This window comes from Ferrimonas kyonanensis DSM 18153 (genome assembly GCF_000425405.1).
In the GTDB taxonomy this organism is placed as follows: Bacteria; Pseudomonadota; Gammaproteobacteria; order Enterobacterales; family Shewanellaceae; genus Ferrimonas; species Ferrimonas kyonanensis.
This window is the reverse complement of sequence record NZ_AUDJ01000024.1, coordinates 1-24763: the sequence shown is the minus strand read 5'-3', so window position 1 is coordinate 24763 and position 24763 is coordinate 1. Positions and strand designations below refer to the sequence as shown.

Below are 24763 nucleotides of genomic sequence, written 5' to 3'. Positions count from 1 at the left end.
CCCTTGCATTGTTAATAAAAAGTAATTAGTTTCATAACTACCCCCCAGGTCCGACTCGTTTTTCAAGCTTTTATGGCACTGATGCCAATTGATAAATAAGGGTCAGGATGATGACAACTCTGTTCAAAACCTCTGCCGTTGCCGCTCTGGTAATGGCTTCCGCCAGTGTTTGCGCCGTCGAATTGGATGGCGGGCACGAAATCAGCGTAAATGCCAGTCTGGTGAGCAACTACATCTTCCGTGGTGTGTCCCTGTCCGATGAGGATGTGGCCTATCAGGGCGGCGTGGATTATGCCCATGACAGCGGCCTCTATGCCGGAATCTGGGCCTCCAGTTATGATCTGGAAGGCGACGATGAGATCGAAATCGATTGGTACGGTGGCTACACCTTTGCCATCAACGACGACGTCAGTGTCGATGTCGGTGCCATCCGCTACTACTACGCCGATGTCGGTGGCCACACCACCGAATGGCACGTCGGCCTGGATCTGTACGGCATCGGTACCGCCCTGCACTACGATCAAACCCTGGAGTCCTGGTACGGTGAAGTCAACTACGACATCAACATCACCGAGCCGCTGTACGTCAGCCTCCACGGCGGCTACGCCGAACCGGACAAGGGCGACGGCTTCTACGATCTGATGGCCACCGTCGGCTATGTGGTGCACCCCAACATCGACCTGTATGCCGGCGCCGCCTACCACGAGGAGTTGGACGACACCTACGTGGTCGGTGTCACCTTCAGCTACTGATTCAGCGAATGAACCGGTCGGTGACAGACTCTGTCACCGACCGGCTCGATTAAGGGTGTTCAATTTGTGGCCAGGTTGTTATACTGTGTAACCTTTCATGTTCCAGGACTGAGCAACCATGCTGAAAAAACGGAAAATTTGGCTACTGGTGTTGACCCTGTCCCTGCCTACGGGCGCAGCCGTACTGTGGAACCTGCATCACTGTGACAACCAGTGTGCCCATGCCAGCATCGAATCGCTGAAATGGCGTACCTGGCTGGCCGGCAGCAGCGGCTCGAATCAGTTTCACTATGTGGATCTGCTGGAACTGCTGTACCGCACTACTCATAAAGACACCGACAACGCCAACTCGCCGATGGAGCAGCGATGAATCCGCTGCGGGTGGTGGCCAGCGTGCTCGCCGCCCTGCTGGGAGTTCAGAGCGAAGCCAATCGGCAACACGATTTCAGTCAACAGTCGCCACTGCCTTACATGATCACCGCGGTGGTGATGGTGGTGTTGTTTGTGCTCGGACTGATGGCCGTGGTGTCTGCGGTGCTCGACTGAGCGACGCCGCCGCTCAGGCCTGACCGTAGCCGGCAAAAATCTCGTTGACCTTCTTACGGCCGGCCCCTTTCTGGCTGATGGTGCGTTTCACCATCAAAAACTCGTGCCGATCCGCATCGCAGTAAATCTCTCTGGCCTGCTGGGTATCGTGGTTGCTGATCAGCACCGTCGCCCCTTTGGCGGCGGCGTCATAGGCACACTGGGCCAGGGCCTGCTGGGCATCGAGGTTGAAGCCACCACTGGCGTAGCTGGTGAAACTGGCGGTGTTGGACAGCGGCAGGTACGGCGGATCGCAGTACACCGCATCACCGGCATTCACCTGGGCAAAGGTAGCGTGATAGTCGGCGCAGATAAAGGTGGCTTTCTGGGCTTTTTCGGCGAAGAACTCCAGCTCTTTCTGGGGAAAGTAGGGGCGCTTGTAGGAGCCAAAGGGCACGTTGAAACCGCCCTTCTTATTGTAACGACACAGGCCGTTGTAGCCATGGCGGTTCAGGTACAGGAACATCACCGCCCGCTCGAAGGTATCGTTGGTGGCATTGAAGCGGGTGCGCATGTCGTAGTATGTCGGCTTGTGGTTCATCTCGGCCACAAACAGCTTCCGCGCTTCCTGAATGTAGTGATCGGAATCGGTCTGCAGGGTCTGATACAGGTTGATCAGATCCGGATTGATGTCACTCAGCAGGTAACTGGGATAATCGGTGTTCAGAAACACCGAGCCGGCGCCCACAAAAGGCTCCACCAGCCTGTCGGTGTCTGGCAGGCGACGGGCAATCTCTTCGACGAGAGAGTACTTCCCGCCTGCCCATTTCAAAAATGCCCGCGTCTTAATGTTCATTCGCTCGCCAATCACCGTGGAAAAGACGTGATTCTACCGTCACTCAGATAAAAACGCAGCTAAATCGAGTTGCTCAAGCAACTCCCGCTGCACATCCCGTACCGGTTTCACGTAGGGTTTACTGTCCTGAATCGATTGTGGCAAGGTTGCCACGGCCGCCTGAGCCGCCGCTTTATCGACATAACCGCCGTAGACCACCACAAACCAAGGTTGGGGGTCGCGACGCTTCTTGTATACCGCCAGCCCGTCGGTTGAGGGCAGGCGGCGAAGGTAACGCTGCGCCAGTTGCGGGTAGGAGTACACCGCCAACTGCAGGGTATAACCGCTGGCCGGGCGTTCCATCAGCGGCTGTTGCGGCAACGGTAGCACCGGCTTGGCCGTTGCTGTCGGCGCCGGCTTCGGCTTAGGCTGGCTCTCCACCTTAGGCTTAGGCCGGGACAACTCCTGTTCCAGCTCCTGCAAACCGGCCCGGGCTGACTCCAGCAGCGGATCCGCTGCCTCGGCCTGTTTCCGTTTGCGCTGAGGCAGGGGAGCGGCCGGTTGGTTAATGGCCTGCCATTCGCCTGCCAGTCCCAACTGCGCCGACTCGGCCACCTCTGAGGCTGCTTCGGCGTTGCCCGGGACACCCTTCCCCTCCACAGCCTCCGCTGCCGAAGCGTGGTTTTCCTGCAGGCCCGGGGCCACTTCAACCAGCTTAACGCTGGCGGAGCGACCACCATGCTCGGGTTCGATCTCTGCCGGCGGCGTCGGCGACACCCACACCCACAGCATCAACATCAAAATGACCGTAGCGATGGCCATAATCCAGTTCCGATGCCGCAGCGCACTGACCGGGATCGCCTTACCGGTGGACAACCCCTTAGCCAGAGCCACCACCGCCGCGGCACTGCCATCGGATTGCTGCAACTGAGCATCGATGCTCATCTGGCTGATAAAACGCGCTAAAGGGCGATCGCCGGTGAGCTGATGGTACAGCTGTTTCTGCTCGGCCAGGGACAAGGGCTCGATGGTCACCGGCAACAGGTGCTGTTGGCACTCCGACGGCAACTCCGCCAGCAGGTGCTCCACCAGTACCGGCTGCGACACCAGCACCAGGGTCATGCGCCAGTGACGCTGCTCCTGCCCCAGCAGAATGGCCAGCAGCTCAGCCAAAATCACCTGAGGCAGGTAATGGGCATCGTCGATCACCACAAACAGCCGCTGCTGGCTGTCCGCCAGAATGCGTTCAAAGCTGTCTACCAGCGGTTCATGGGGATCAAACAGCGGATTGGTAAACAGTTGCTGCAGGATGTCCACCCGCAACTGGGCCGGGTCCGGTTGTGGCTGGCACTGAATCAGGCCCTGATTAAAGCCCTCGGCCTTGTCCAGCAGTGCCCGCGACACCACCGACTTGCCCACACCGGGACGGCCATGCAACAGAATCGCATGGTCACCGTATTCAATCAGGTATTTCAGCCGTTCCAGCAGGACATGCTGGCTGGGCAGCAAAGAGAAGGGCAGCGTCGATTCAGCCATTGGCATTGACGATGTCGGCCAGCTCCTGGTGCGACACGTCGGCAACCAGTTCGGCCTGACCCAGGTGAACCGGCAACACGAAACGCAGCGATCCGGCGACCACTTTCTTATCCCGCTGCATCGGCACCAGGAAGCGTTGCAAATCCATCTCCTGAGGTGGCGTCACTGGCAGGTTGTAGGCGCCATGGATGGCGATCACCTGAGCCAGTTCGTCGTCGGTCATCTGCTGGCGGCGATGAGCCAGTCTGGCGGCCATCACAGTGCCTGCGGCCACGGCTTCACCGTGCAACCACACGCCGTACCCCTGATCGGCCTCGATGGCATGACCAAAGGTATGACCCAGATTCAACAAGGCACGGACACCGCGCTCAGTCTCATCCTCGGCCACCACTTCGGCCTTGATCTCGCAGCAGCGACCAATGGCACGGGCAATCAACTGGCTATCGAGATGCTGCAGGGCATTGGCGTGTTCTGCCAACCAATCGAAAAACGCCCGATCCCAGATGATGCCGTATTTAATGACTTCGGCCATCCCTGCCGCAAACTCCCGCGCCGGCAACGTCGCCAGACACAGGGTATCGATAAACACCGCCTGAGGCTGATGGAAGGCCCCGATCATGTTTTTCGCCAACGGATGATTGATGGCGGTTTTACCGCCGACCGAGGAATCCACCTGCGACAGCAGGGTGGTGGGCACCTGAATGAAGGAAACGCCACGCTGATAACAGGCAGCAGCAAAGCCGACCATGTCACCGATGACGCCGCCACCTAAGGCAACCAGCACTGCATCACGGCCAAAGTTGGCTTCCAGCAAGCGGGTGAAGATGGCATTCAGGTTGTCTAAATTCTTGTGCTGCTCGCCATCGGGCAGCACCAGCGACTCGACCGTCGCCCCCGCCTGTTCCAGGGTCGAGGTCAGGGTCGACAGGTAGAGCGGAGCAACCACGTCGTTGCTGACCACCAGTAAACGGCGGCCGGCAACATAGGGCTGAAACAGATCCGGCTGTTTCAGTACCGATTCGGCAATCATGATGGGGTAGCTGCGCTGCCCCAGGTCTACCTGAATCCGTTCCATGGTCACTCTTCTTATTGGGATCAGAAGCCGAGGCGTTCTACGATCTGGCTGGCCACCACTTTGGCGCTCTGATCGTCGGTACGAACGACCACGTCAGCCACTTCGGTGTACAGCGGGTTACGCTCTTCGGCCAGGTTCTCCAGCACTTCACGCGGATCGTCCACCTGCAGCAGCGGGCGACGCTTGTCGCGCTGGGTGCGGGCTACCTGCTTATCGATGGTGGTTTCCAGGTACACCACGATGCCGCGAGCGGACAAACGGTTGCGGATGTCTTTGCTGTTGACGGAGCCGCCACCGGTCGCCAGGACGATGCCCTGCTTCTCGGTCAGCTCTTCGATCACCTTGGCTTCGCGCTGACGGAAGCCCTCTTCACCTTCAACATCAAACACCCAGGCGATGTCCGCACCACTGCGTGCTTCGATCTCGTGATCGGAATCGTAAAAGTCCAAATGCAGCATTTGAGCCAGATGGCGGCCAATGGTGCTCTTACCGGCACCCATAGGGCCAATCAGGAAAATGTTTCTTTTTTCAGCCATTTTCTACGTCTAATTACTCAATTCTATAACTAATCGACCATCAGCAGATGGCTTTAAAACACCACTGTGACATAAATTTGGTCGTCGATTATCGCAAGGAAGACTAGGTGAAGGCAATAGAGACTCACCCTTCCTCTGAGGCAGGGAGCTAAAACTGCTCAATGATTATCTTAGGTGTCACAAAAATCAGCAGTTCCGATTTGATCGCCGTGTTGCGGGTATTGCGAAACAACCAGCCCGCGTACGGGATATCCCCCAGCAGAGGGACCTTAGTGACGGTTTTTAACTCCTGTTTCTGAAATATACCACCGAGTACCACGGTTTCACCATTTTTTGCCAGCACCTGGGTGGAAATTCTCTGAGTATTGATGCCCACTTCGCCGCTGGAGCTTTCCCGTCCTCGCGTATCCTGGGTCACCAGCAGATCCAGCACGACCTTGTTGTCGGAGGTGATCCTCGGGGTCACCGTCAGGCTCAGCACCGCCTTCTTAAAGGCCACCGAGGTGGCACCACTGGAAGTGCTTTCCTCGTAAGGAATCTCCTCCCCTTGCTCGATAAAGGCGGTGTACTGATTGGAGGTGGTCAACCTGGGACTGGCGATGATCTCACCCCGATCCTCCGCCTCCAGCGCCGACAACTCCAGGTCCAGAATGAATTCGTCCCCCAGATTGGCAACCTGAAACGCAAAAGTCGAGGCGTTGTTGGCCACCGCCGGCAGATTCACGTTGAGGCGATCGCCGATGGCGGGCACCACGCCCTGACGGATGCTGTCATTGCCTTCGATGCTGCCGGAAAACGAGCCATCACTCTGACCCGACGACAACCCCCAGCGGATCCCCAGCTCCGAATCGACGTTGTCCCGCACATTGACCATCCTTGATTCGATCACCACCTGCTTTACCGGCACATCCAACACCTCAATCAGTGCCTCGACCTCCTGCAGTTGGGCCCGGGTGTCCTGCAACAACAGGATGTTGGTGCGCTCATCCACCGTGGCCGATCCCCGTTCCGACAGCAGTCGATTGCTGCCGGAATCCCCCTTGAGCAGGGCAGCGATGTCATCGGCCTTGGCGTAGTTGATCTTATAGTGGCGGGCCACCAGCGGAGCCAACTGCCGAGCCTCCTGCTGCAGCTGCAACTCGCTTTGCCGCTGCGCCGCCAGCTCCTCCCTGGGCGCCACCAGCAGCACCTTGCCATCCAGCCGGCTGGCCAAGCCCCGCACCTTGAGCACCAGCGCCAGCGCCTGATCCCAGGGCACGTCGTTCAACCTCAGGGTCACGTTGCCAGTCACCGAATCACTGGTTACCAGGTTCAGCCCCTGATGCTCGGCAATGATCTGCAACACGGTGCGCACCGGCACATCCTGAAAATTCATCGACAGTCGTTTGCCCCGATAAACGGCCGTGTCGGCCACGGTCTCGGACCGCTGCCCGGCAACCCGAATCTGCAGCGTCTGCCCCTGGCGGCTCTGGGACACCGACACCGCCTCACTGACTCTGAGTAACACCGAAGTCAGCCCCGGCTCGGAGAAAGTTTCATAGCTGTGTACCGGTGTCTCCAGCTCCGACACGTCCATCACCAGCAACTGGTCAGCGGCAAGTTCGCTGTCCGGCAACAGCAAACGTACCTCCCGCCCCTGTTCAATCACCTGCACCCCGCCCAGGGCTTGATTCAGATGCAGACTCAGCAGCCCCACGCCAGGCTGAGGCGACTGAAACTCGATGCCGCGCACCTGTGTCAGTGCCACCGCGCTGTCACTGCCCTGGCGCAGCGCCGCCACCTCGGCATTGGCGTCGGCAAAGGTCAGCAGGTAACGATCGCCCTGCCAACGGCCCTGATACGGACGTGCCGCCGTCAATTGAAGTGCCACCCTTAACCCCTGGGGCCGGTTGCGTGCCTGCAGTTGTTCCACGCCCTGGGCGTCCACCTCGATCACCCCGTCGGGCAGAGCAGACTCGGCGCCGTCAAAGTCCAGCCACAGTTGCTGCGACTGGGCCTGATACTGAATCTGGGGTGTCTGGGTGGGGCCATCAAACTCCAACCCCAGCTGCAACTGGTTGCCCGGTTCATCCGCCACCGTTACCCGCAGCAATGACGCCGACTGCACCGAGGTTGCCATCATCATCAGCACCGCCGCCCAGAATGCCCGCCCTCTCATCACAGTCGCTCCTTGTCCTGACTCACCAACACGATTCTGGCCTGACGTTCGACGTAACAGCCCAGCCCCTGCTCGACCCGTTCCACCAACTCCACCCGATCGCCGTGCACTGCCACCACCCGCCCGGCAAAGATCCCCACCAAATCCCCTTTCCGAACCCGGTGCACCAGACCATCGGCGGTTTCCAGCAGCGCCCAGCGATTATGACGGTCACTGAGGGTGCCCCGCATCACCAGGCTGTCCAGCGCCACACCCTGCAGCGGATGGCCAGACACTCCGGCGGGCGGGCCCAGGCAACCGGGCCGATCTGCGGTCTGAGCCGCCGACGTCGTTACCATGGGGGCTGCCATAAACGGACTGCGGCCTGCGCCTGGATCATAACGAGCCGGTTCGAAGTGGGGCAGACTGCGGGGGCGCCCCTGATACGGGGGCGGATTGGCATGAACCTGATCCAGATACCGCTGCAGATCGCCGGTATCCCCCTGGCAACCGCTCAACAGCAGCCCTGCCCACAACCACCACCGACCGCCGCTCACGGTGCCTCCGCCGACGCCAACAACCGGTAGGTGGTGGCCACCACTTTCATCGATAGCTGTGTCTCCTGCCGGGTAACGGAAAAATCATCCAGGCTAACGATCCGTGGCAGCGCCGCCATTCCAGCCACAAAATGACCGAACTCCACGTAGCCACCTCGCAGTTCGATGCTCAGCGGCAGTTCGATATACAGCTCACCGGTGCGCTCCGGCAGCCAGCCGATGCTGACAATGGACAGATTGGTTTCAGTCGCCAGGAAGGTGACGTCATCCAACAGCCCCGGCATCTCATCCCGGCTCGGCAGCATGCTCAACAGTTGATGCAGTTCCAGCCGAGTCTGTTGTAACTCCAGCTGATGACGCTCCAGGTGAGCGGAAAACTGATACTTGTCCCGGTACTCCTGCTTCAACTGCCGCTCCTGGCGAACGCCGGCCTGCAACTCGCCGTAGCGCTCGCCAATCCACAGGTAGCCCCCCGCCGCCAGCACTAACATCACCAGCATCAGGTTCAGAGCCCAGCGCGCCATCGGCGGCCAGCTGCCGATGCTGTCAAAATCCAGCTCGTTAAACTGCTCAAGGTTCATGGGGTCGCCTCCTCGGTCGGTCGCGGCTGGGCCGACAGCGACATCGACAGGCTAAAACGGTGCTGACGCAACGACTGCTGACGGCTGGCGACGATCTCCTGTACTCGGGCATTGAACAACCATGGCGAGGCATCCACCTGGCGCAGCAGGTTGGCCAGGTGATTGTTGGATTCACAGAAGCCGCTGAGACGCAGAGTCGATCCCTGCAACATCAGTTCGGTTAGGTACACTCCGGGCACCACCACCCGGTGCAGCTCCGACATCAGGTGCACCGGCACACTGCGGTGACGCTGCAGATCCACGATCAGGTCCAGCCGCTGATGCAAAGCATCAGACTGGCGCTGTACCTCGGCCACCTCGGCGATGCGCCGCTCCACCTCGCCGATCTGCTGCTGCAAAAACTGATTGCGCTGCTGCTGAGACGCCACCAGCGCCGACAACACCTGCTCTACCGCCACCACCAACACCACCGCCGCCAGCACTGACACCAGCAACAGTCCCAGGTACCGGCGTTTCAGTTGCTGACGTCGGGTCTCTCGCCACGGCAGTAAGTTAATGTGTGCCATCGCTCCCCCTCAGGGCCAGCCCACAAGCCACCATGTAGGCGCTGGCGGGCAGCGGCTCAGGCAGCGACACCGATCTGGGCTCGGCCAACGAACAGGGAATGGACAGGGCGGATTGCAACGGTGCCAGCAACGATTCCGCCATGGCGCCGCAGATCAACACCCGACCAATGGCCTTGCTGGTGTCACCGTTAACGTAGATCTGAAAGGTACGCTGCAGCTGCTGGGCCAACTGCGCCACATCGGGGTCGCTGTCGTCAGGATCCAGAGCACTCGAACCCGGTGACAGCTCACGCACAAACGTGGTTTGGTCACCGCAGTTGATGGCCACACAGGTCTTGCTGACGCCGACCTCCACCAAGGCCACCACCGTTTCGGAGACCACCATCATGGCGGCGGCCCGCCCCAGCGCGTAGGCTTCGACGTCCACCACCTCAGTGCGCAGCTCCGCCGCCGCCAGCGCCTCCACCCGGGCATGCACGTCCTCCCGCCGACAGGCGCTGAGCAGGATCTCGACCCGGTTGCCATCGATGCTATCCAGGCGCTCAAAGTCCAGATTCACTTCGTCGAGGGGATAGGGAATCAGGCTATCGGCTTCGATTTCGATCTGAGTCTCCAGCTCCAGATCGTTGAGGCCGGCCTCCATGGTGATCACCTTGGTCATCACCGTGGCACCACTGACCGCCGTTGCGCCCCGTTCACTGCCGGCCGGCAACTGCTGTCGCAATCGTTTCATGGCCGCCGCCAGGGCGTCGGCACCGTCGCTGGGATCGATGGCCACACTGCAGGCATGACCAATGCGGGGGGCCGCGCCGCTGTTGTCCAACACCACGGCTTTTATTTGGGAGGTTCCGATGTCGACCCCAACGAAAGTGGGGGCAGAGCGGGAAAACAAAGACAGCATCCACCTGTATCCTGAGCGGCCGCAATTCCGTTTGCGTCTTTTGAGCGTAGCACAAGCCGGCCAGACCGGCGTCGGCTTGCTCAAAACTCAGCCTGATGATTTTTGAGCATTCAGGCCCATCTTAGTATACTGGTCCGCTGTGATTGATCCTGAGTAGGTGGCTGGTGAGCTGGTTTAAGCGAATTTTTCTGTTTTTGGTGCTTTGTGGGGTATTGGGTCTGGGGGCTCTGGCGGCGCTGTATCTGTGGATTGCGCCGACCCTGCCGGACGTCGACAGCCTGAAAACGGTGCAGCTTCAAACCCCGATGCGCATCTACAGCAAAGACGGTGCCCTGCTGTCCCAGTTTGGTGAAAAACGCCGCATCCCGGTGCGTTACGAGGATGTGCCACAGCCGCTGATCGATGCTTTCCTGGCCACCGAGGATGCCCGCTTTTTCGAGCATAAAGGGGTCGATCCCATCGGTGTTATTCGGGCGGCAGTGGTGCTGATCACCACAGGTCGAAAAGCCCAGGGAGCCAGCACCATCACCATGCAGGTGGCCCGTAACTTCTTCCTCAGCCGGGAAAAAACCTACATTCGAAAGGTCAAAGAGATTTTTCTGGCCCTGAAGATCGAGCAGCTGCTGTCCAAGGAGGAGATCCTGGAGCTGTACCTGAACCGCAGTTTCCTCGGCAACCGGGCCTACGGAGTTGGCGCCGCCGCCCAGGTGTATTACGGCAAAGACGTCGATCAGCTGACGCTGGCGCAGATGGCGATGATCGCCGGACTGCCACAGGCACCTTCCGCCGCCAACCCGATTCGCAATCCGCAGCGCGCCTTCACCCGCCGCAACGTGGTGCTCGGACGCATGCTGGACGTCGGCTTTATCTCGCAACAACAGTTCGACGACACCCGGGTTCAGCCTATTTCTGCTCGCTACCACGGTGCCGAGATCGAACTGGATGCCCCTTACGTGGCCGAAATGGCCCGTGAGATCATGGTGGAGCGTTTCGGCGAAGACGCCGCCTACACCGGTGGCTACCAGGTGTATACCTCCATCGAAACCACCACCCAGCGTCAGGCTCAGCAGGCCCTGCGCGACAATCTGTACAGCTACGATCGCCGCCATGGCTACCGTGGCCCCATCGCTTCGTTGTGGCAACCGCAGCCGGCGGCCGATACCGCCCTGGCCAGCACCGGCTCACTGGACACCGCCCGCAACGATGCCAGCGCCAGCACCCCATGGGAGCGCGACCGCATTCTGCAGACCCTGGCCGACACCAAGCCGATTCAGGATCTGCTGCCGGCCGTGGTCATGAGCACCGAAGCCAAACAAGCGATGCTGATGATGGCCGACGGCAGCGATGCGGTTCTGAGCTGGGAAGGCATGAACTGGGGACGGGAGTTTATTTCTGACACCCGCCAGGGTGCCGCCCCGAAACAGGCCAGCGATATCCTCAGTGAAGGGGATCTCATCTGGGTGCGCCAGCAGCCGCAACGACTGATGCTGGCGCAGGTACCCCAGGTCAGCAGTGCCCTGGTGGCTCTGAACCCCGACGACGGTGCCGTGCGGGCCCTGGTGGGCGGATACAACTTCCAGGACAGCCAGTACAACCGGGTCACCCAGGCCAAGCGCCAGTTAGGCTCCAACATTAAACCCTTTATTTATTCTGCGGCACTGGAACAGGGCTATACCCTGGCGACTCTGGTCAACAACGCCCCCATTAACCAGTGGGATCGCAGCCAGGGAACCGCCTGGCGCCCCAAGAACTCCCCCGACGTCTACACCGGTCCCACCCGGGTCCGACGGGGTCTGGGTCAGTCGGTCAACGTCATGGCGGTACGGACGCTGCGCCATGTCGGCATCGATGGTGCCATCGCCCAACTGCAGAAGTTTGGCTTTGATCGCAACGACCTGCCGCGCAACGAATCGCTGGCACTGGGCAGTGCCGTCGCCACGCCCATGGACGTGGCCCGAGGATTTGCCACCTTCACCAACGGCGGCTTTAAGGTCGAGCCCTACGTCATCGAGCGCATCGAGAACAGCTTCGGTCAGGTGCTGTATCAGGCCCAGCCCAAGATCGCCTGTGCCGAGTGTGAGCAGGCATTGCAACAGCAACCTGAGCAGTACGCCGTCGACATTCAGGCCCAATGCCTGATCCCCGCCAGCCAGTTGGCGCCGCGAATTTTGTCTCCTCAGGTGGCCTTCCTGATCAAAGACACCCTCAGCAGCGTCATCTGGGGCGGCGGCGACTGGAGCAAGGGCACCGGCTGGAACGGCACCGCCTGGCGGGCGGCTCAGCTGATCAAACGTCGGGACATCGGTGGTAAAACCGGTACCACCAACGAATCCAGAGACACCTGGTTCAGCGGCTTTGGCCCCGGCATCGTCGCCACCTCCTGGGTTGGCTTTGATAACCACAGCCGCCAGTTAGGGCGCACCGCCTGGGACAACTACGGCCCCCGCAACCAGATCACCGGCGCCGAGTCCGGTGCCAAGACCGCCGGCCCGGCCTGGAACCAGTTTATGAACCAGGCCCTCAAGGGGGTACCCACGGTACCGATGACACCACCGGAAGGGGTGGTCACCGCCCGCATCGATCTGGCGTCCGGTAAACTGTCACGGCGCAACGATTACACCTCTCGGTTCGAGTTCTTTGTCGCCGGCACCGAGCCGACCGAGTACGCGGACAACCAGCAACAAGAGCAGCCGGTATTCGAACAGGAAACCGAAGAGCTGTTCTAACCCGCCACCATAAAAAAACGCCGCTAAACAGCGGCGTTTTTTCTGGCTCGGATCGAAATCAGAAGCAGTACTCCATGGCGATCTCGTCACAGGCATGCTTTCTCGGACACAGGTCGCAATCCTTCATCACCTTCTCCGGCAAGGTCTCCTTATCGGTGTGATTGAAGCCCGCCTTGGTAAAGAACTGTGGTACTCGGGTCAGCACAATCACCCGTTTCAGTTCCAACTCACGCGCCCGCTGCAGCATGTAATCCACCAGCGCCTTACCCTGTCCCTGACCATGGTTGTTGGGGTCTACCCCCAGGGAACGCATCTCCGCCAGCCCGGTCTCATAGATGTACAGAGAGGCACAGCCGACGACTTCGCCGTCCTGTTCCGCCACCGCAAAATCGAGAATGTCACGCAGCAGATCGTCGCGACTGCGCGGCAGGGTCTCGCCCTTGAGGGCCCAGTGACCATTGATGGTGTGAATGGCATCCACGTCCGACAATCGGGCCGGGCGCACCATCAGCATCTCGGCCTTGTGGGCATTGAGTCGCTGCTGACTGGCTCCCAGCGCCTCTTCGATGGCCGGCGATTCGATCTGCGAGTCGTTTTGCAGTGACAGCGCATGCTGAACCTGCTTGATGGAGGTGCCCCCCAAGGCTTCCCGCTTGGCCAGGCAAGCATCGATGGTCAGGTGCTGATACACGTCCGACTCGATGCGGTAGCTATACACCTGCAACTCCTGCAGGGTAAAGTCCTCCAGCGGCTTGCCCTGGGCGATGGCGCCGAGCACCACCTCACCGACAATGTGGTGGGCTTCCCGGAACGGAATCCCTTTGGCCACCAGGTAATCCGCCAGTTCGGTCGCATTGGCGTAGCCCTGCTGCGCCGCCGCCAGGGTCCGCTGACTGTTGACCTGCACCCCTTCCAGCACCAGCGTCGCCATGTCCAGGCACATCAGCCAGGTATCCAGGGCGTCAAACAACCCCTCCTTGTCCTCCTGCATGTCCTTGTTGTAGGCCATCGGCAGCGCTTTCATGGTGGTCATGATGGTCATCAGCGAGCCGTAGACCCGGCCGGTCTTGCCCCGAATCAATTCCAGTGCATCGGGATTTTTCTTCTGCGGCATCAGCGAGGACCCGGACGTGACCGCGTCCGCCAGCTCGATAAAACCGGCTTCGCCGCTGTTGTAGAAGATCATGTCTTCCGCCAGCCGCGACAGGTGCATCATCGAGGTGGCGGCCACCCCACACAGCTCGATCACATGATCCCGATCGGAGACCGCGTCCAGGCTGTTGCTGACGGCTCCGCGAAAACCCAGCTCCTGAGCCAGCTTAAGCCGGTCCACCGGGTAGGCGGTTCCCGCCAGTGCGCCACTGCCCAGGGGGCAGGTGTCGAGCCGGTTAAGGGCATCTTTAAGCCGGGTCAGGTCCCGCTCCAGCATCTCCACATAACACAGACACCAGTGACCAAAGGTGATCGGCTGAGCCCGCTGCAGGTGGGTGTAGCCAGGCAGCACGGTCTGGGCTTCGCGTTCGGCCAGGATCAGCAACTGCTGCTGCGCCTTCACCAGCGCCTCCACCAGAATCTGGCCCTGATCTTTACACCAGAGTTTCAGATCCGTGGCCACCTGATCATTACGGGAGCGGCCGGTGTGCAGTTTCTTGCCCAGGTCACCGACCTTGGCGATCAGTTGTTGCTCCACAAAGCTGTGGATGTCCTCGGCGCCGGACGCCAGGATCTGCTCTTCGGTCACCTCCTCGGCCAGCTGATGCAGGGCACGAACCAATTGGCCGTGCTCCAGCTGATCCAGCACCCCCACCTGGGTCAGGGCACCGGCCCAGGCGATGGATCCGGTGATGTCCTGCTGCAGCAGACGGTAGTCCACCGGCAGAGAATCGTTAAACTGCTTAAAGCGACTGTCTGCAGCGCCGCTGAACCGCCCACCCCATAACGCCATATCAGTTCTGCTCCTTATGCAGGGCCGCAATCCGGCTCGACAATGAGAACAACCGAATGAAGCCTTCCGCGTGCTTCTGGTTGTAGACTTCGTCCTCTTCAAAGGTGGAGAACGCTTCCGAGTACAGGCTGTTGGGGCTGGTCCGCTTCACCACCACCGCCTGACCTTTGTACAGCTTAACCACGATCTCGCCGGTCAGGGGCTCGGCCAGGCTGGCGGCCGCCGCCAGCAATGCCTTGGACACCGGAGTAAACCAGCGACCGTCATACAGCACGTGGGAGAACTCCAGCCCAATCTGTTCCCGGAACTTGAACGCCGACTTATCCAGTACCAGCGTCTCCAGGCCACGCAGGCCGGCATTGACGATGGTGCCACCCGGGGTTTCGTAACAGCCGCGGGACTTCATGCCCACCAGGCGGTTCTCGACGATGTCGATGCGACCGACCCCATGCTTGGCCCCCAATTCGTTGAGCACGCTCAGGCCGTTAAACGGGGTTACGGCTTCGCCATTAACCTGAGTCAGCACGCCGTGCTCATAGCCCAGGGTGACGTACTCGGCCGCATCCGGCGCCTGCTCTGGCGACACGCTCCAGGTCCATACCTGTTCGGACGGCTCACAGTTTGGATCCTCCAGCTCCCCCCCTTCGTGGGAGATGTGCCAACAGTTGGCATCACGGCTGTAGATCTTTTCCGCCGAAGCGGTGGTCGGAATGTTTTTGCTGGCCAGGTAGTTGAGCAGGTCGGTCCGCGACTTCATGGTCCAGTCCCGCCAGGGGGCAATCACCTTCAACTGCGGCGCCAGGGCGGCATAAGTGGACTCGAAACGCACCTGATCGTTGCCCTTGCCGGTACAGCCGTGGGACACCGCGTCGGCGCCCACCTGCAGCGCCAGTTCTACCTGGGCCTTGGCGATAATGGGACGGGCCATGGCGGTACCCAACAGATAGGTGCCTTCATACAGGGCGCCGGTCTGCAGGATCGGGTTGATGTAGTGACCGACGAACTCCTCCTTCAGATCCACCACGTGGCAGCTGGAGGCACCGGAAGCAATCGCTTTCTCCTCAACGCCCACCAACTCCTCGGCGCCCTGGCCAACATCGGCCACAAAGGCCACCACTTCGCAATCGTACTGCTCTTTCAGGTAAGGGATAATGGCGGAAGTATCCAGGCCGCCGGAATAAGCCAGTACCACTTTGTTAATCTTTGTCATGGGGGTGTCCTTTAAATCAGAGTCAGTAGAATTGCGTTTTGGGCGTGCATCCGGTTTTCAGCCTGGTCCATGACCAGCGACTGCTCCGAGTCCATCACCTCTGAAGTCACTTCCACCTCGCGGTGGGCGGGTTGGCAATGCAGGAAATGACTGGCGCCGCTGGCGGCCATCATCTGTGCATTCACCTGATAAGGGGCGAACTTGGCTTTGATCTCTTCCATCGGCGTGGCATCGCCCATGGAGATCCAGGTATCGGCGTAGATAACGTCCACCCCTTCCAGGGCGGCGACGTCACTGCTGAGGGTCAGGCTGGCGCCCGACTGAGTCGCCAACGCCTGCGCTTCCAGTACCTGCTGGCCATCGGGGAAGTGGCCCGCAGGGCACACCACCACCATGTCGACGCCCAGCTTGGCGGCGATGATCATCAGCGAATGGGTGACGTTGTTGCCGTCGCCGACGTACGCCAGCTTGGACTGCTGCCAATTGGGGTTGTGTTCCATGATGGTCAGCATGTCGGCCATCGCCTGGCACGGGTGGTACAGATCGCACAGCGAATTGACCACCGGCACCGTCGCATGCTCAGCCAGCTCCACCAGGGTGGCATGATCGAACACCCGTGCCACGATGGCATCACACCAGCGCGACAGGTTCTGGGCGAAGTCTTTTACCGACTCGCGTTTACCCAGGGCGCCATTCTGTTGATCCAGGTAGACCGCATGGCCACCGAGCTTATTGATGCCCACATCGAAACTGACCCGGGTCCGCAGCGATGGCTTTTCAAACAGGGTGGCCACGCTCTTCCCCTTGAGGGCGTCCTGATAAGGGCCGTAATCGGCCTTCAGGGTTTTGGCTTTATCCAGCACCGCCAGAATCTGTTCCGGCGTCCAGTCTTTCAACGTCAACAAGTTCTGCATCATTCAATTCCTTTAGGGGTAAACCTGAGTGCCAACGCTGTGGCCCTCAATCAGACCAGCCAGCTGTTCCGGGTAGCGCCAACTGGCCACCAGAACCCGATTATCGATGGCCCGGGCCGCCGCCTGAGCCGCCTCCACTTTGACCTTCATGCCGCCATCGATGACCCCGCTTTTGACCAGGCTTTGGGCCAGCTCCGGAGTCAGCTCGGGAATCAACTGCCCCTTGCCGTCCAGCACGCCGGACACGTCTGACAGCAGGGTCAGCGGGGCCTTCAGTAACTGACAGATGACCGTGGCCGCCTGGTCGGCATTGACGTTCAGCAACTGCCCCTGAGCGTCGGCCGCCACCGAAGAGATAATGGGTAACATACCCAGACTTAACAGTTGCTGCAGCAGTTGAGGTTGGTTGGCGGTCACCTGCCCGACGCAGCCCAGTTCGGGGTCCTGCACCTGTGCCTGCACCAGGTTGCCGTCCGCCAGAGTCAGCCCCACAGGCACCAAACCCACTTGCTTGGCGGCAGCCACCAGCTTGGTATTGGCAATGCCTGCCAGCGCGCCGGCGACGATGGGCATCTGCGCCTCGGGGGTCACCCGCAGCCCCTGATGCTTGGTGGTGGTCATGCCGTTGGCGCTCAACTGCTGCTCCACCAATACGCCGCCACCGTGCACCAGCACCGGTTGCCAGCCCTTGTGCTGCAACTGGGTCAGGGTGTCGAACAAGCGCACCATGCCCTTGTCGCACTCCAGCAGCGCGCCGCCCACTTTTATGACCATCGTCTTCATGAATACACCTCATGACCAAAATGAATGTTTATGCAATCGCGCGCCTGACTGGCCGCCCCCTTCATCAGGTTGTCGATGGCACTGACCACCACCAGAGTCTGTTTGCCGGCATCGAACTTCCAGGCCAGCAGGCAGCGGTCACTGCCGGCGACGTCATCCACCTTAGGCCAGCTCCCCTGTGGTAGCAGTTTGACGCCGGCATTGCCTTGATACACCGCATAAGCCTCGGCAATCTCAGAATCGGTAATTCCCGCTTTCAGTTGGCAGACGATGGTCGCCAGGATGCCGCGCTTAAAATTTCCGAGGTGTGGGGTAAACACCACCGGATGCCCCAGGTAGGTCTCGATCTCTGGCTGATGCCGATGCCCCAGAACGCCGTAGGGGGTCAGGCTGACCTGGCAGAAATGGGTGTTGAGTTGTGCCTTGCGACCAGCGCCACTGACCCCACTGACCGCATTGATCACCGGCATCGCCGACTCGGCCAGCAAACCGGCTTGCTGCAACGGCTTGAGCGCCAACAGAGAGGCGGTGGGGTAACACCCGGGCACGGCAATGAGCTTGCTCTTATTCAGGGTGTGCGGGTACCAGTCCACCAGGCCGTATTCCGCCTGCAGCAGGTGCTCTGGGTGGGGATGTTCGAAGCCGTAGTACTCGGGGTAGATGGCGGCATCCTTGAAGCGATGGCCGCCGGACAGGTCAAACACGCTGAGTCCGGCCTCCAACAGGGTTGGGACCAGAGTCGCGCTGACCTGATGCTCGGTGGCCAGGCACACGCCCTGGTGATCCTGACACAGTTGCTGCAACGCCTCGGCACTCAGCCCTTGCAGCGGTTGGTCCACCAGCCCGAGCATCTCCGGATACAAGCTGCTGAGCGGCGTGCCGGCGTCGACGCTGGCTTCGGAAACGTACAACCCGCCCAGGGTCAGGGAGTCATCGGTGGCAATCAATTTGGCCAGCGTGGCACCGGCATACCCGGATGCACCAATTATGGCTATAGTGGTCATGAGGAAGAGTCCATTGGCAAACGTAACAACAGGAAAACGTGGGGGCAGCCATAACGGAGGCGACGACCGACTTTATCGTCGTCGTAGTGGGGCGGGCTGATGTTTCCAGAATGCAAATTTCATAGCGGTAGTTGTCGTCTATTTACTGTCACCCTGATAGACTACCACTAATTTATACTTATGCAAATAATTTGAATAAATAATTATGAAGAATTTCCCGGACCTGAAACAGCGCTTCCAGCAACTCATCGCCACCCCCTCCATCAGCGGCCTGGAGGGGGAATGGGATCAGAGCAACCTGCCGGTCATTGAGTTGCTGTACGGTTGGTTCAGCCATCTGGGATTTCAGTGTGAGGTACTGCCACTGCCCGGCCAAACGAACAAGGCCAACCTATTGGCCCGCATCGGCCCGGCGGGTGCCGGCGGCCTGTTGCTGGCCGGGCATACCGACACCGTTCCCTATGATGAGGGACGCTGGAGTCAGGATCCGTTTCAGCTTACCGAAAAGGATCAGCGCTGGTATGGCCTGGGCACCTGTGACATGAAGGGCTTCTTCGCCCTGATCCTGGAAGCGGCGCTGCAATTCGACCTGTCGACACTGAAGCGGCCACTGTACATCCTGGCCACCGCCGACGAAGAGACCACCATGGCCGGTGCCAAAGCCTTCGCCGCCAGCAAACAGATCGCACCGGATTACGCCTTGATTGGCGAGCCCACCGGCCTGCGCCCGGTGCACATGCATAAAGGCCACGCCGCTCATGGCATTCGGGTCAGCGGTCGCAGCGGCCACTCGTCGGACCCCGCAAAGGGGCTCAACGCCATCGAAGTCATGCATGGGGTGATTGGCGAATTGATGACCCTGAAGCGCACTCTGGCAGACCGCTACAATCAACCAGGCTTCAGTGTGCCCTACCCGACCCTGAACTTTGGCCACATCCATGGGGGTGACGCAGTCAACCGCATCTGCGGCTGCTGCCAGCTCAACCTCGACATGCGCCCCCTGCCCGGCATGAACCTGTCGCAACTGCAGCATTTGCTGGAGCAGGCGCTGGCCCCCGTAATGAACCGATACCCGGATTGCATCAGCATTACTCCGCTGTTTCCTGGGTCGGAGCCATTTGCCTACCAGGGGGACAACACCCTGCTGGATCTGGCCCAGCAACTCAGTGGCCAGGACGCCGAGGCGGTGAACTACGCCACCGAGGCCCCCTACATCAACCAGTTGGGTTGCCAGACGCTGGTGCTTGGCCCGGGAAGCATCGAGCAAGCCCACCAGCCGGATGAGTTTGTTCACATGGACTATCTCACCGCCACCCCCAGGCTATTAAGTAATTTCATCAATAAATTCTGTTTATTGGCCGAGTAAACCACTGGTTAATATGGTGACCGAGGCTATCTGAGCCGGGTCATTCGTGATACTTTGAACGATTGCGAAAGCGGTATCTTTGCTAAGGAGTACGATCAAGATGAGCGATATCAACGCACCACTCAAAGCCAACGTCAACCTGTTGGGGCAGCTGCTGGGTGACACCATCGGCGATCATTTGGGTGAAGGTTTCGTCGATAAGGTGGAGACCATCCGCCAGTTGGCTAAAGCCTCCAGACAGCGCGAGCCCGGCGCCCGCCACAAGATGCTGGAACTGTTGAATCAGCTCTCCGATCAAGAATTGGTCCCTTTTGCCCGCGCCTTTAACCAGTTTCTGAACCTGGCCAATCTGGCCGAACAGTTCCACACCATCTCCCGCAACTGCGACCAGCTGGTGTGCGTACCAGATCCGGTGGACCTGCTGTTCGGACGCCTGCTCAATGGCAAGGCGCAACTGGATCCTCAGGTGTTGCTGAAGGAGTTAGGACGGCTGGAGATCGATCTGGTCCTGACCGCCCACCCAACCGAAATCAGCCGCCGCACCCTGATCACCAAATACAGCGCCATCATTGAATGCCTGGCCGAACTGGAAAACCCTCAGCTGAGCGAGCGAGAACGCCACCAGCAGAGCCTGCGCCTGCGTCAGCTGATTGCCCAGATCTGGCACACCAATGAGATTCGCACCCAGCGCCCCACACCGGAAGACGAAGCCTCCTGGGGCTGGGCCGCAGTCGAAGACAGCCTGTGGCACGCGGTACCGGACTTCCTGCGCCAGTTGAACGATCGCCTCGAAGCCCACGCCGGCGTGCAGTTACCACCAGACACCGTACCGGTGAAGTTCTCCAGCTGGATGGGAGGCGACCGCGACGGCAACCCCAATGTCACCGCCAAAGTCAGCGCCCGAGTGCTGCTGAAAAACCGCAAGATGGCCTTGAGCCTGTACCTGCAGGACGTCAAAACCCTGATCAGCGAACTGTCCATGGTTGAGTGCAGCGACGAGTTGGCGGCCCGGGTCGGCACCACCAACGAACCCTACCGGGTGGAATTACGCCGCCTGCGCGATCGCCTGCTGATCAACCTGGAAGAGGTCAACGCCCAACTGGACGGATTCCCCTCCTCATTGGAGCCGGAACAACGAATTCAATCCCGTGACGACCTGTTGCAGCCACTGCAACTGATCTACGACAGCCTGCTGCAATGCAAGATGCGCCTGATCGCCAACGGTCTGCTACTTGATACCCTGCGCCGGATTCACTGCTTCGGTATCGGTCTGATTCGACTCGATATTCGTCAGGATGCGGCCCGTCACGAGAGTGCCCTGGCCGAGATCACTCGCTTCCTGGGACTGGGCGACTACGAACACTGGCAAGAGGAAGAGAAGCAAGCCTTCCTGCTGCGGGAGCTGGCCAACCGACGGCCGCTGCTGCCCGGCAACTGGACCCCTTCCGACGACACCAAAGAGGTACTCGACACCTGCAAGCTGATCGCCCTACAGCAGGCGGAAGCCATGGGTTCCTACGTCATCTCCATGGCCAGTTCACCGTCGGATGTGTTGGCGGTAGCCCTGCTGCTCAAAGAGTGTGGCTGCCCGTTCACCATGCCCATCGTGCCGCTGTTCGAAACTCTGGATGACCTGCAAAACGCCGCCGACAGCATAGAGCAGTTGCTGGCCATCGACTGGTACCATGGGTACATCCGCGGCAAACAGCAGGTGATGATCGGTTACTCCGACTCCGCCAAGGACGCCGGTGTGATGGCCGCCTCCTGGGCCCAGTACCGGGCGCAGGAGTCCCTGGTTGAAGTGTGCAAAGCCGCCAACGTGGATTTGACCCTGTTCCACGGCCGTGGCGGCAGCATTGGTCGAGGCGGCGGCCCGGCTCACGAAGCGATCCTGTCTCAGCCTCCGGGCTCAGTCGACGGTCGCCTGCGAGTGACCGAGCAAGGCGAGATGATCCGCTTTAAGTTTGGCCTGCCCAAGGTGGCAGTTCAGAGCCTGGCCCTCTATACCTCGGCAGTACTGGAAGCCACCCTGCTGCCACCGCCTCAGCCTAAGCAGGCCTGGCGGGAGCTGATGGACAGCATTGCCGCCAGTTCGGTGGACGCCTACCGCAGCATCGTCCGCGACGAGCCACAGTTTGTGCCCTACTTCCGTGCCGCAACCCCGGAGCAGGAACTGGCCGATCTGCCTCTGGGCAGTCGCCCTGCCAAACGCCGTGCCGACGGCGGCGTCGAGTCCCTGCGGGCGATTCCGTGGATCTTCGCCTGGACTCAGAACCGCCTGATGTTGCCAGCCTGGCTCGGCGCCGGAGCCGGCTTGAAAACAGCCATCGATGCCGGCGATCAGCCTACCCTGACCGCCATGTTCCAATCCTGGCCATTCTTCCGCACTCGACTGTCGATGCTGGAGATGGTGTACGCCAAGGCCGAACCGCACCTGGCGGCTTACTACGACCGGGTACTGGTACCGCAGGATCTGCATGGTCTGGGTACCACCTTGCGCCAACAGCTGGAGCAGGACATTCAAACCGTGCTGCAACTGACTCAGGAACAGGCACTGATGGAGCACACCCCCTGGAACCGGGAATCGGTGGAGCTGCGTCATCCCTACATCGATCCCCTTAATTTCCTGCAGGCGGAACTGCTACGACGTTGCCGAGGCAAGGAGGAGGAGTTGGACGACATTCGTCAGGCACTGATGATCACCATCGCCGGCATCGCCGCCGGCATGCGCAACACCGGCTAACCATCAATCACAGCGGGCTCCGGCCCGCTTTTTTACAGGAGGACGCTCATGCGCTGGCTGTTGATCCCGTGGATACTGGCGCTGACCGGTTGCGCCACCAGCTACACCCTGACCGAGAATGAGCTGCAGGATTACCTCAGCGACAACATGACGGTGCAGCAACGGCAATCGCCACTGCCCTTTGTCGATGCCGAGATGACCCTCAATCGCATCGACGTCGCCATTGGCCGCAGCGGCGACAACGTGGAAGTGAGTACCGTTTCCGAGTTGGTGATTCGAACCCCACTGCTGCCGATCCGGGCCTCGCTGACCGCCACCCTGTCGGCTGTCCCCTGGTACCGGCCGGAAGATCAGAGCATCTACCTGAGGGATCTGCAGGTGGTGGAGATCACCGCCACCCCGAAGGAGCTGAACGGACCGCTGCAACAACTGTCCAGCCAGAGCCTGACCGCGGTGCAGCTATTCCTTAGCAATCAACCCATCTACACCCTGGATCAAAAAGACTGGAAGCAGGAGTTGCTGGCCCAGTTCGGGCGCGAACTCACCATTGAGCCCGGCGCCCTGAGGTTTCACTTACGCAGCGGCGATTAACCGGGAAGGCGATCCACCCGCTTCAGGAACGGGTAGTCGGCAATAACCGGCTGCCCCAATAACAGTCGCCGCAGCATATCCAGGGCAACCGCTGCCGACAGCTTGCGGATCAGCGTTCTGGAACGGTTGGCACCGGAACCAAAGGCCAGGGTCTGGCTCCAACTGCCTGTAGGGCCGCTGACACAGAAACAGACGGTACCCACCGGCTTATCGTCAGTACCACCATCCGGGCCGGCGATGCCGCTAACACTGACGCCGTAGTCGCTGCGCAGGCGAGCACGGGCCCCCTCGGCCATCTCCACCACCGTCGGCAACGACACCGCCCCATGCTGCTGCAGTGTACTGGCCTGGACACCACAGCAGATTTGCTTGGCCTCATTGCTGTAGGTCACCAGCGATCCCTGCAGATAGGCCGAACTGCCTGCCAGCGTCACCAGCTGATCGGCGATCATACCGCCGGTACAGGACTCGGCCAGGGCCAGGGTCGCCCCCTGCTCCGTCAGCAATCGGTGAATCTCATTGGCCAGCAGCGGTTGATTTTCCGCCACCAGTGAATCGCCAAGGGCAGCCTTCACCGCCTCCACATAGGCGTGCCACTGTGCCAGATCCACCGCCGAGCGCCGAAACAGCTTAACCTCAATATGGGGCATCGATGCCCGATAGCCTACCGTGACCCCCTCTGGACAGGGCACGGTCAACGCATCGATGTCATTGGCCATGGCCGACTCTGCCTGGCCCAGGGTCAACAACTTGTGCACACTGACCGAGCCCCCTTGCTGAGGATCCAGATCATGTAAGAACGGCAGCAGTTGTTCATTCACCATACGAAACAGCTCATGGGGCACCCCCGGAGTGAAGAACAGCCAGGCCTTGCCCAGCCGCACTCGAAATCCGCAGGCGGTACCCACCGGGTTGTCCACCACAATGGCCGAACGAGGCAGCATCGCCTGTTTCAAGTTGCTCGGCGTCATAACCCGGCCCCGGGCGCTGAACATCTGCTCCATCACCGCTCGCCACTGCTCAAACATCACTACCGGCTCCCCCAGCGCCTGTGCCGCGGCTTCGGCACTGAGATCGTCGCTGGTCGGCCCCAGGCCACCATTAACGATCACCAGGTCGGCCCGTTCGGCGCTGTGATGAAACGCCGCCACCAGATCATCCATTCGATCGCCAACCGTGGTTTTTCGACTCAGTTCATACCCCTGTTCCATCAGAGTATTGGCCACCCACGCGGCATTGGTATCGACAATTTGACCCGACAGCACCTCTTCACCGGTGCAGATCATCTCAATCTTCATAGTGCATCTCCTTGTTGATAGCCACACTAGAGAAGCGCCAACGGGAAAGCAATGAATCGCAGGCATAAAAAAAGCCCTGACCGTCAGGTCAGGGCTTAAAGTCTGGTGCTAATACCCAGAGTCGAACTGGGGACCTCACCCTTACCAAGGGTGCGCTCTACCAACTGAGCTATATCAGCGTA

Annotated in this window: 22 protein-coding genes and 1 tRNA gene; 7 read left to right on the top strand and 16 right to left on the bottom strand. The window is 60.2% G+C overall.

The features are described from left to right. Positions 1 to 107: 107 nt before the first annotated feature. The 3 genes from H598_RS25515 (at position 108) to H598_RS0109415 (ending at position 1298) form a co-directional block, all read left to right on the top strand. A complete protein-coding gene (locus H598_RS25515; RefSeq protein ID WP_084144404.1) occupies positions 108 to 752 on the top strand; it encodes a TorF family putative porin in 645 nt (214 codons plus the stop codon). Between the two features lie 118 nt (positions 753 to 870). Further along, positions 871 to 1122 (top strand): hypothetical protein, encoded by a 252-nt coding sequence (locus tag H598_RS23885; RefSeq protein ID WP_035415768.1) that lies wholly within the window; start codon positions 871 to 873, stop codon positions 1120 to 1122. Beyond that, positions 1119 to 1298 carry a DUF2970 domain-containing protein gene (locus H598_RS0109415; protein WP_028112803.1) on the top strand — a complete coding sequence of 60 codons (180 nt, stop codon included), beginning with the start codon at positions 1119 to 1121 and terminating at the stop codon, positions 1296 to 1298. The genes H598_RS23885 and H598_RS0109415 overlap by 4 nt, the downstream gene beginning before the upstream one ends. A gap of 13 nt (positions 1299 to 1311) precedes the next feature. Here the strand turns inward: H598_RS0109415 and H598_RS23880 are convergent, their stop codons facing one another. The 9 genes from H598_RS23880 to pilM form a co-directional block, all read right to left on the bottom strand. After that, a complete protein-coding gene (locus H598_RS23880; protein ID WP_035415767.1) occupies positions 1312 to 2133 on the bottom strand; it encodes a Dam family site-specific DNA-(adenine-N6)-methyltransferase in 822 nt (273 codons plus the stop codon). A gap of 39 nt (positions 2134 to 2172) precedes the next feature. Continuing rightward, positions 2173 to 3648: an AAA family ATPase gene (locus H598_RS23875; protein WP_035415766.1), complete on the bottom strand. Its 1476-nt coding sequence runs from the start codon at positions 3646 to 3648 to the stop codon at positions 2173 to 2175. After that, a complete protein-coding gene (aroB, locus tag H598_RS0109400; protein ID WP_028112802.1) occupies positions 3641 to 4723 on the bottom strand; it encodes a 3-dehydroquinate synthase in 1083 nt (360 codons plus the stop codon). Before aroB ends, H598_RS23875 begins: the two co-directional genes overlap by 8 nt. 20 nt (positions 4724 to 4743) lie before the next feature. After that, on the bottom strand, positions 4744 to 5259 hold the full coding sequence (aroK, locus tag H598_RS0109395) for a shikimate kinase AroK (protein WP_028112801.1): 516 nt from the start codon (positions 5257 to 5259) through the stop codon (positions 4744 to 4746). A gap of 148 nt (positions 5260 to 5407) precedes the next feature. After that, positions 5408 to 7417, bottom strand: a complete 2010-nt coding sequence (locus H598_RS0109390; protein WP_051252628.1) for a type IV pilus secretin PilQ — start codon at positions 7415 to 7417, stop codon at positions 5408 to 5410. Further along, positions 7417 to 7953: a pilus assembly protein PilP gene (locus tag H598_RS0109385; RefSeq protein ID WP_028112799.1), complete on the bottom strand. Its 537-nt coding sequence runs from the start codon at positions 7951 to 7953 to the stop codon at positions 7417 to 7419. Before H598_RS0109385 ends, H598_RS0109390 begins: the two co-directional genes overlap by 1 nt. Continuing rightward, on the bottom strand, positions 7950 to 8534 hold the full coding sequence (locus H598_RS0109380; RefSeq protein WP_028112798.1) for a type IV pilus inner membrane component PilO: 585 nt from the start codon (positions 8532 to 8534) through the stop codon (positions 7950 to 7952). Before H598_RS0109380 ends, H598_RS0109385 begins: the two co-directional genes overlap by 4 nt. After that, positions 8531 to 9100, bottom strand: a complete 570-nt coding sequence (locus tag H598_RS0109375) for a PilN domain-containing protein (protein ID WP_028112797.1) — start codon at positions 9098 to 9100, stop codon at positions 8531 to 8533. The genes H598_RS0109380 and H598_RS0109375 overlap by 4 nt, the downstream gene beginning before the upstream one ends. Further along, entirely contained in the window at positions 9087 to 10001 is a 915-nt protein-coding gene (pilM, locus tag H598_RS23870; protein WP_051252627.1) for a type IV pilus biogenesis protein PilM, read from the bottom strand. The genes H598_RS0109375 and pilM overlap by 14 nt, the downstream gene beginning before the upstream one ends. Positions 10002 to 10165: 164 nt before the next feature. Between pilM and H598_RS0109365 the strand changes: the two genes are divergently transcribed. Then, positions 10166 to 12727: a penicillin-binding protein 1A gene (locus H598_RS0109365; RefSeq protein WP_028112796.1), complete on the top strand. Its 2562-nt coding sequence runs from the start codon at positions 10166 to 10168 to the stop codon at positions 12725 to 12727. A gap of 58 nt (positions 12728 to 12785) precedes the next feature. Here H598_RS0109365 and argH read toward each other — a convergent pair whose 3' ends face one another. From argH to argC, 5 genes are read right to left on the bottom strand one after another with little or no spacing between them, the layout of a single operon-like run. Then, positions 12786 to 14672 carry an argininosuccinate lyase gene (argH, locus tag H598_RS0109360; RefSeq protein ID WP_028112795.1) on the bottom strand — a complete coding sequence of 629 codons (1887 nt, stop codon included), beginning with the start codon at positions 14670 to 14672 and terminating at the stop codon, positions 12786 to 12788. Position 14673: 1 nt separating this feature from the next. After that, entirely contained in the window at positions 14674 to 15882 is a 1209-nt protein-coding gene (locus H598_RS0109355) for an argininosuccinate synthase (RefSeq protein ID WP_028112794.1), read from the bottom strand. 11 nt (positions 15883 to 15893) lie between these two features. Beyond that, the gene (locus H598_RS0109350) at positions 15894 to 16796 is read right to left on the bottom strand and encodes an ornithine carbamoyltransferase (protein WP_028112793.1); all 903 of its coding nucleotides are present in this window, start codon (positions 16794 to 16796) and stop codon (positions 15894 to 15896) included. Positions 16797 to 16808: 12 nt separating this feature from the next. Beyond that, entirely contained in the window at positions 16809 to 17579 is a 771-nt protein-coding gene (gene argB / locus H598_RS0109345) for an acetylglutamate kinase (protein WP_028112792.1), read from the bottom strand. After that, the gene (gene argC, locus H598_RS0109340) at positions 17576 to 18583 is read right to left on the bottom strand and encodes an N-acetyl-gamma-glutamyl-phosphate reductase (RefSeq protein WP_028112791.1); all 1008 of its coding nucleotides are present in this window, start codon (positions 18581 to 18583) and stop codon (positions 17576 to 17578) included. Before argC ends, argB begins: the two co-directional genes overlap by 4 nt. 205 nt (positions 18584 to 18788) lie before the next feature. Here argC and argE point away from each other — a divergent pair, with 205 nt between their 5' ends. From argE to H598_RS0109325, 3 genes are all read left to right on the top strand, one after another. Then, entirely contained in the window at positions 18789 to 19949 is a 1161-nt protein-coding gene (argE, locus tag H598_RS0109335) for an acetylornithine deacetylase (RefSeq protein ID WP_028112790.1), read from the top strand. Positions 19950 to 20049: 100 nt separating this feature from the next. Further along, the gene (gene ppc, locus H598_RS0109330; RefSeq protein ID WP_028112789.1) at positions 20050 to 22692 is read left to right on the top strand and encodes a phosphoenolpyruvate carboxylase; all 2643 of its coding nucleotides are present in this window, start codon (positions 20050 to 20052) and stop codon (positions 22690 to 22692) included. Positions 22693 to 22740: 48 nt separating this feature from the next. Next, the gene (locus H598_RS0109325; RefSeq protein ID WP_028112788.1) at positions 22741 to 23283 is read left to right on the top strand and encodes a YceB family lipoprotein; all 543 of its coding nucleotides are present in this window, start codon (positions 22741 to 22743) and stop codon (positions 23281 to 23283) included. Here the strand turns inward: H598_RS0109325 and H598_RS0109320 are convergent. Then, the gene (locus H598_RS0109320; RefSeq protein WP_028112787.1) at positions 23280 to 24581 is read right to left on the bottom strand and encodes a CinA family nicotinamide mononucleotide deamidase-related protein; all 1302 of its coding nucleotides are present in this window, start codon (positions 24579 to 24581) and stop codon (positions 23280 to 23282) included. The genes H598_RS0109325 and H598_RS0109320 overlap by 4 nt on opposite strands. Positions 24582 to 24684: 103 nt before the next feature. Continuing rightward, positions 24685 to 24760 (bottom strand) — tRNA-Thr (locus tag H598_RS0109315). Positions 24761 to 24763: the final 3 nt, after the last annotated feature.

Coding starts and splice junctions, on each gene's coding strand:
- H598_RS0109375 (WP_028112797.1), bottom strand. CDS start 9,100: ATGGCACACATTAACTTACTGCCGTGGCGAGAGACCCGACGTCAGCAA.
- argE (WP_028112790.1), top strand. CDS start 18,789: ATGAAGAATTTCCCGGACCTGAAACAGCGCTTCCAGCAACTCATCGCC.
- pilM (WP_051252627.1), bottom strand. CDS start 10,001: ATGCTGTCTTTGTTTTCCCGCTCTGCCCCCACTTTCGTTGGGGTCGAC.
- H598_RS23875 (WP_035415766.1), bottom strand. CDS start 3,648: ATGGCTGAATCGACGCTGCCCTTCTCTTTGCTGCCCAGCCAGCATGTC.
- H598_RS0109350 (WP_028112793.1), bottom strand. CDS start 16,796: ATGCAGAACTTGTTGACGTTGAAAGACTGGACGCCGGAACAGATTCTG.
- aroB (WP_028112802.1), bottom strand. CDS start 4,723: ATGGAACGGATTCAGGTAGACCTGGGGCAGCGCAGCTACCCCATCATG.
- H598_RS0109380 (WP_028112798.1), bottom strand. CDS start 8,534: ATGAACCTTGAGCAGTTTAACGAGCTGGATTTTGACAGCATCGGCAGC.
- H598_RS0109390 (WP_051252628.1), bottom strand. CDS start 7,417: ATGAGAGGGCGGGCATTCTGGGCGGCGGTGCTGATGATGATGGCAACC.
- aroK (WP_028112801.1), bottom strand. CDS start 5,259: ATGGCTGAAAAAAGAAACATTTTCCTGATTGGCCCTATGGGTGCCGGT.
- argC (WP_028112791.1), bottom strand. CDS start 18,583: ATGACCACTATAGCCATAATTGGTGCATCCGGGTATGCCGGTGCCACG.
- argB (WP_028112792.1), bottom strand. CDS start 17,579: ATGAAGACGATGGTCATAAAAGTGGGCGGCGCGCTGCTGGAGTGCGAC.
- ppc (WP_028112789.1), top strand. CDS start 20,050: ATGAGCGATATCAACGCACCACTCAAAGCCAACGTCAACCTGTTGGGG.
- H598_RS23880 (WP_035415767.1), bottom strand. CDS start 2,133: ATGAACATTAAGACGCGGGCATTTTTGAAATGGGCAGGCGGGAAGTAC.
- argH (WP_028112795.1), bottom strand. CDS start 14,672: ATGGCGTTATGGGGTGGGCGGTTCAGCGGCGCTGCAGACAGTCGCTTT.
- H598_RS0109355 (WP_028112794.1), bottom strand. CDS start 15,882: ATGACAAAGATTAACAAAGTGGTACTGGCTTATTCCGGCGGCCTGGAT.
- H598_RS25515 (WP_084144404.1), top strand. CDS start 108: ATGATGACAACTCTGTTCAAAACCTCTGCCGTTGCCGCTCTGGTAATG.
- H598_RS23885 (WP_035415768.1), top strand. CDS start 871: ATGCTGAAAAAACGGAAAATTTGGCTACTGGTGTTGACCCTGTCCCTG.
- H598_RS0109320 (WP_028112787.1), bottom strand. CDS start 24,581: ATGAAGATTGAGATGATCTGCACCGGTGAAGAGGTGCTGTCGGGTCAA.
- H598_RS0109325 (WP_028112788.1), top strand. CDS start 22,741: ATGCGCTGGCTGTTGATCCCGTGGATACTGGCGCTGACCGGTTGCGCC.
- H598_RS0109415 (WP_028112803.1), top strand. CDS start 1,119: ATGAATCCGCTGCGGGTGGTGGCCAGCGTGCTCGCCGCCCTGCTGGGA.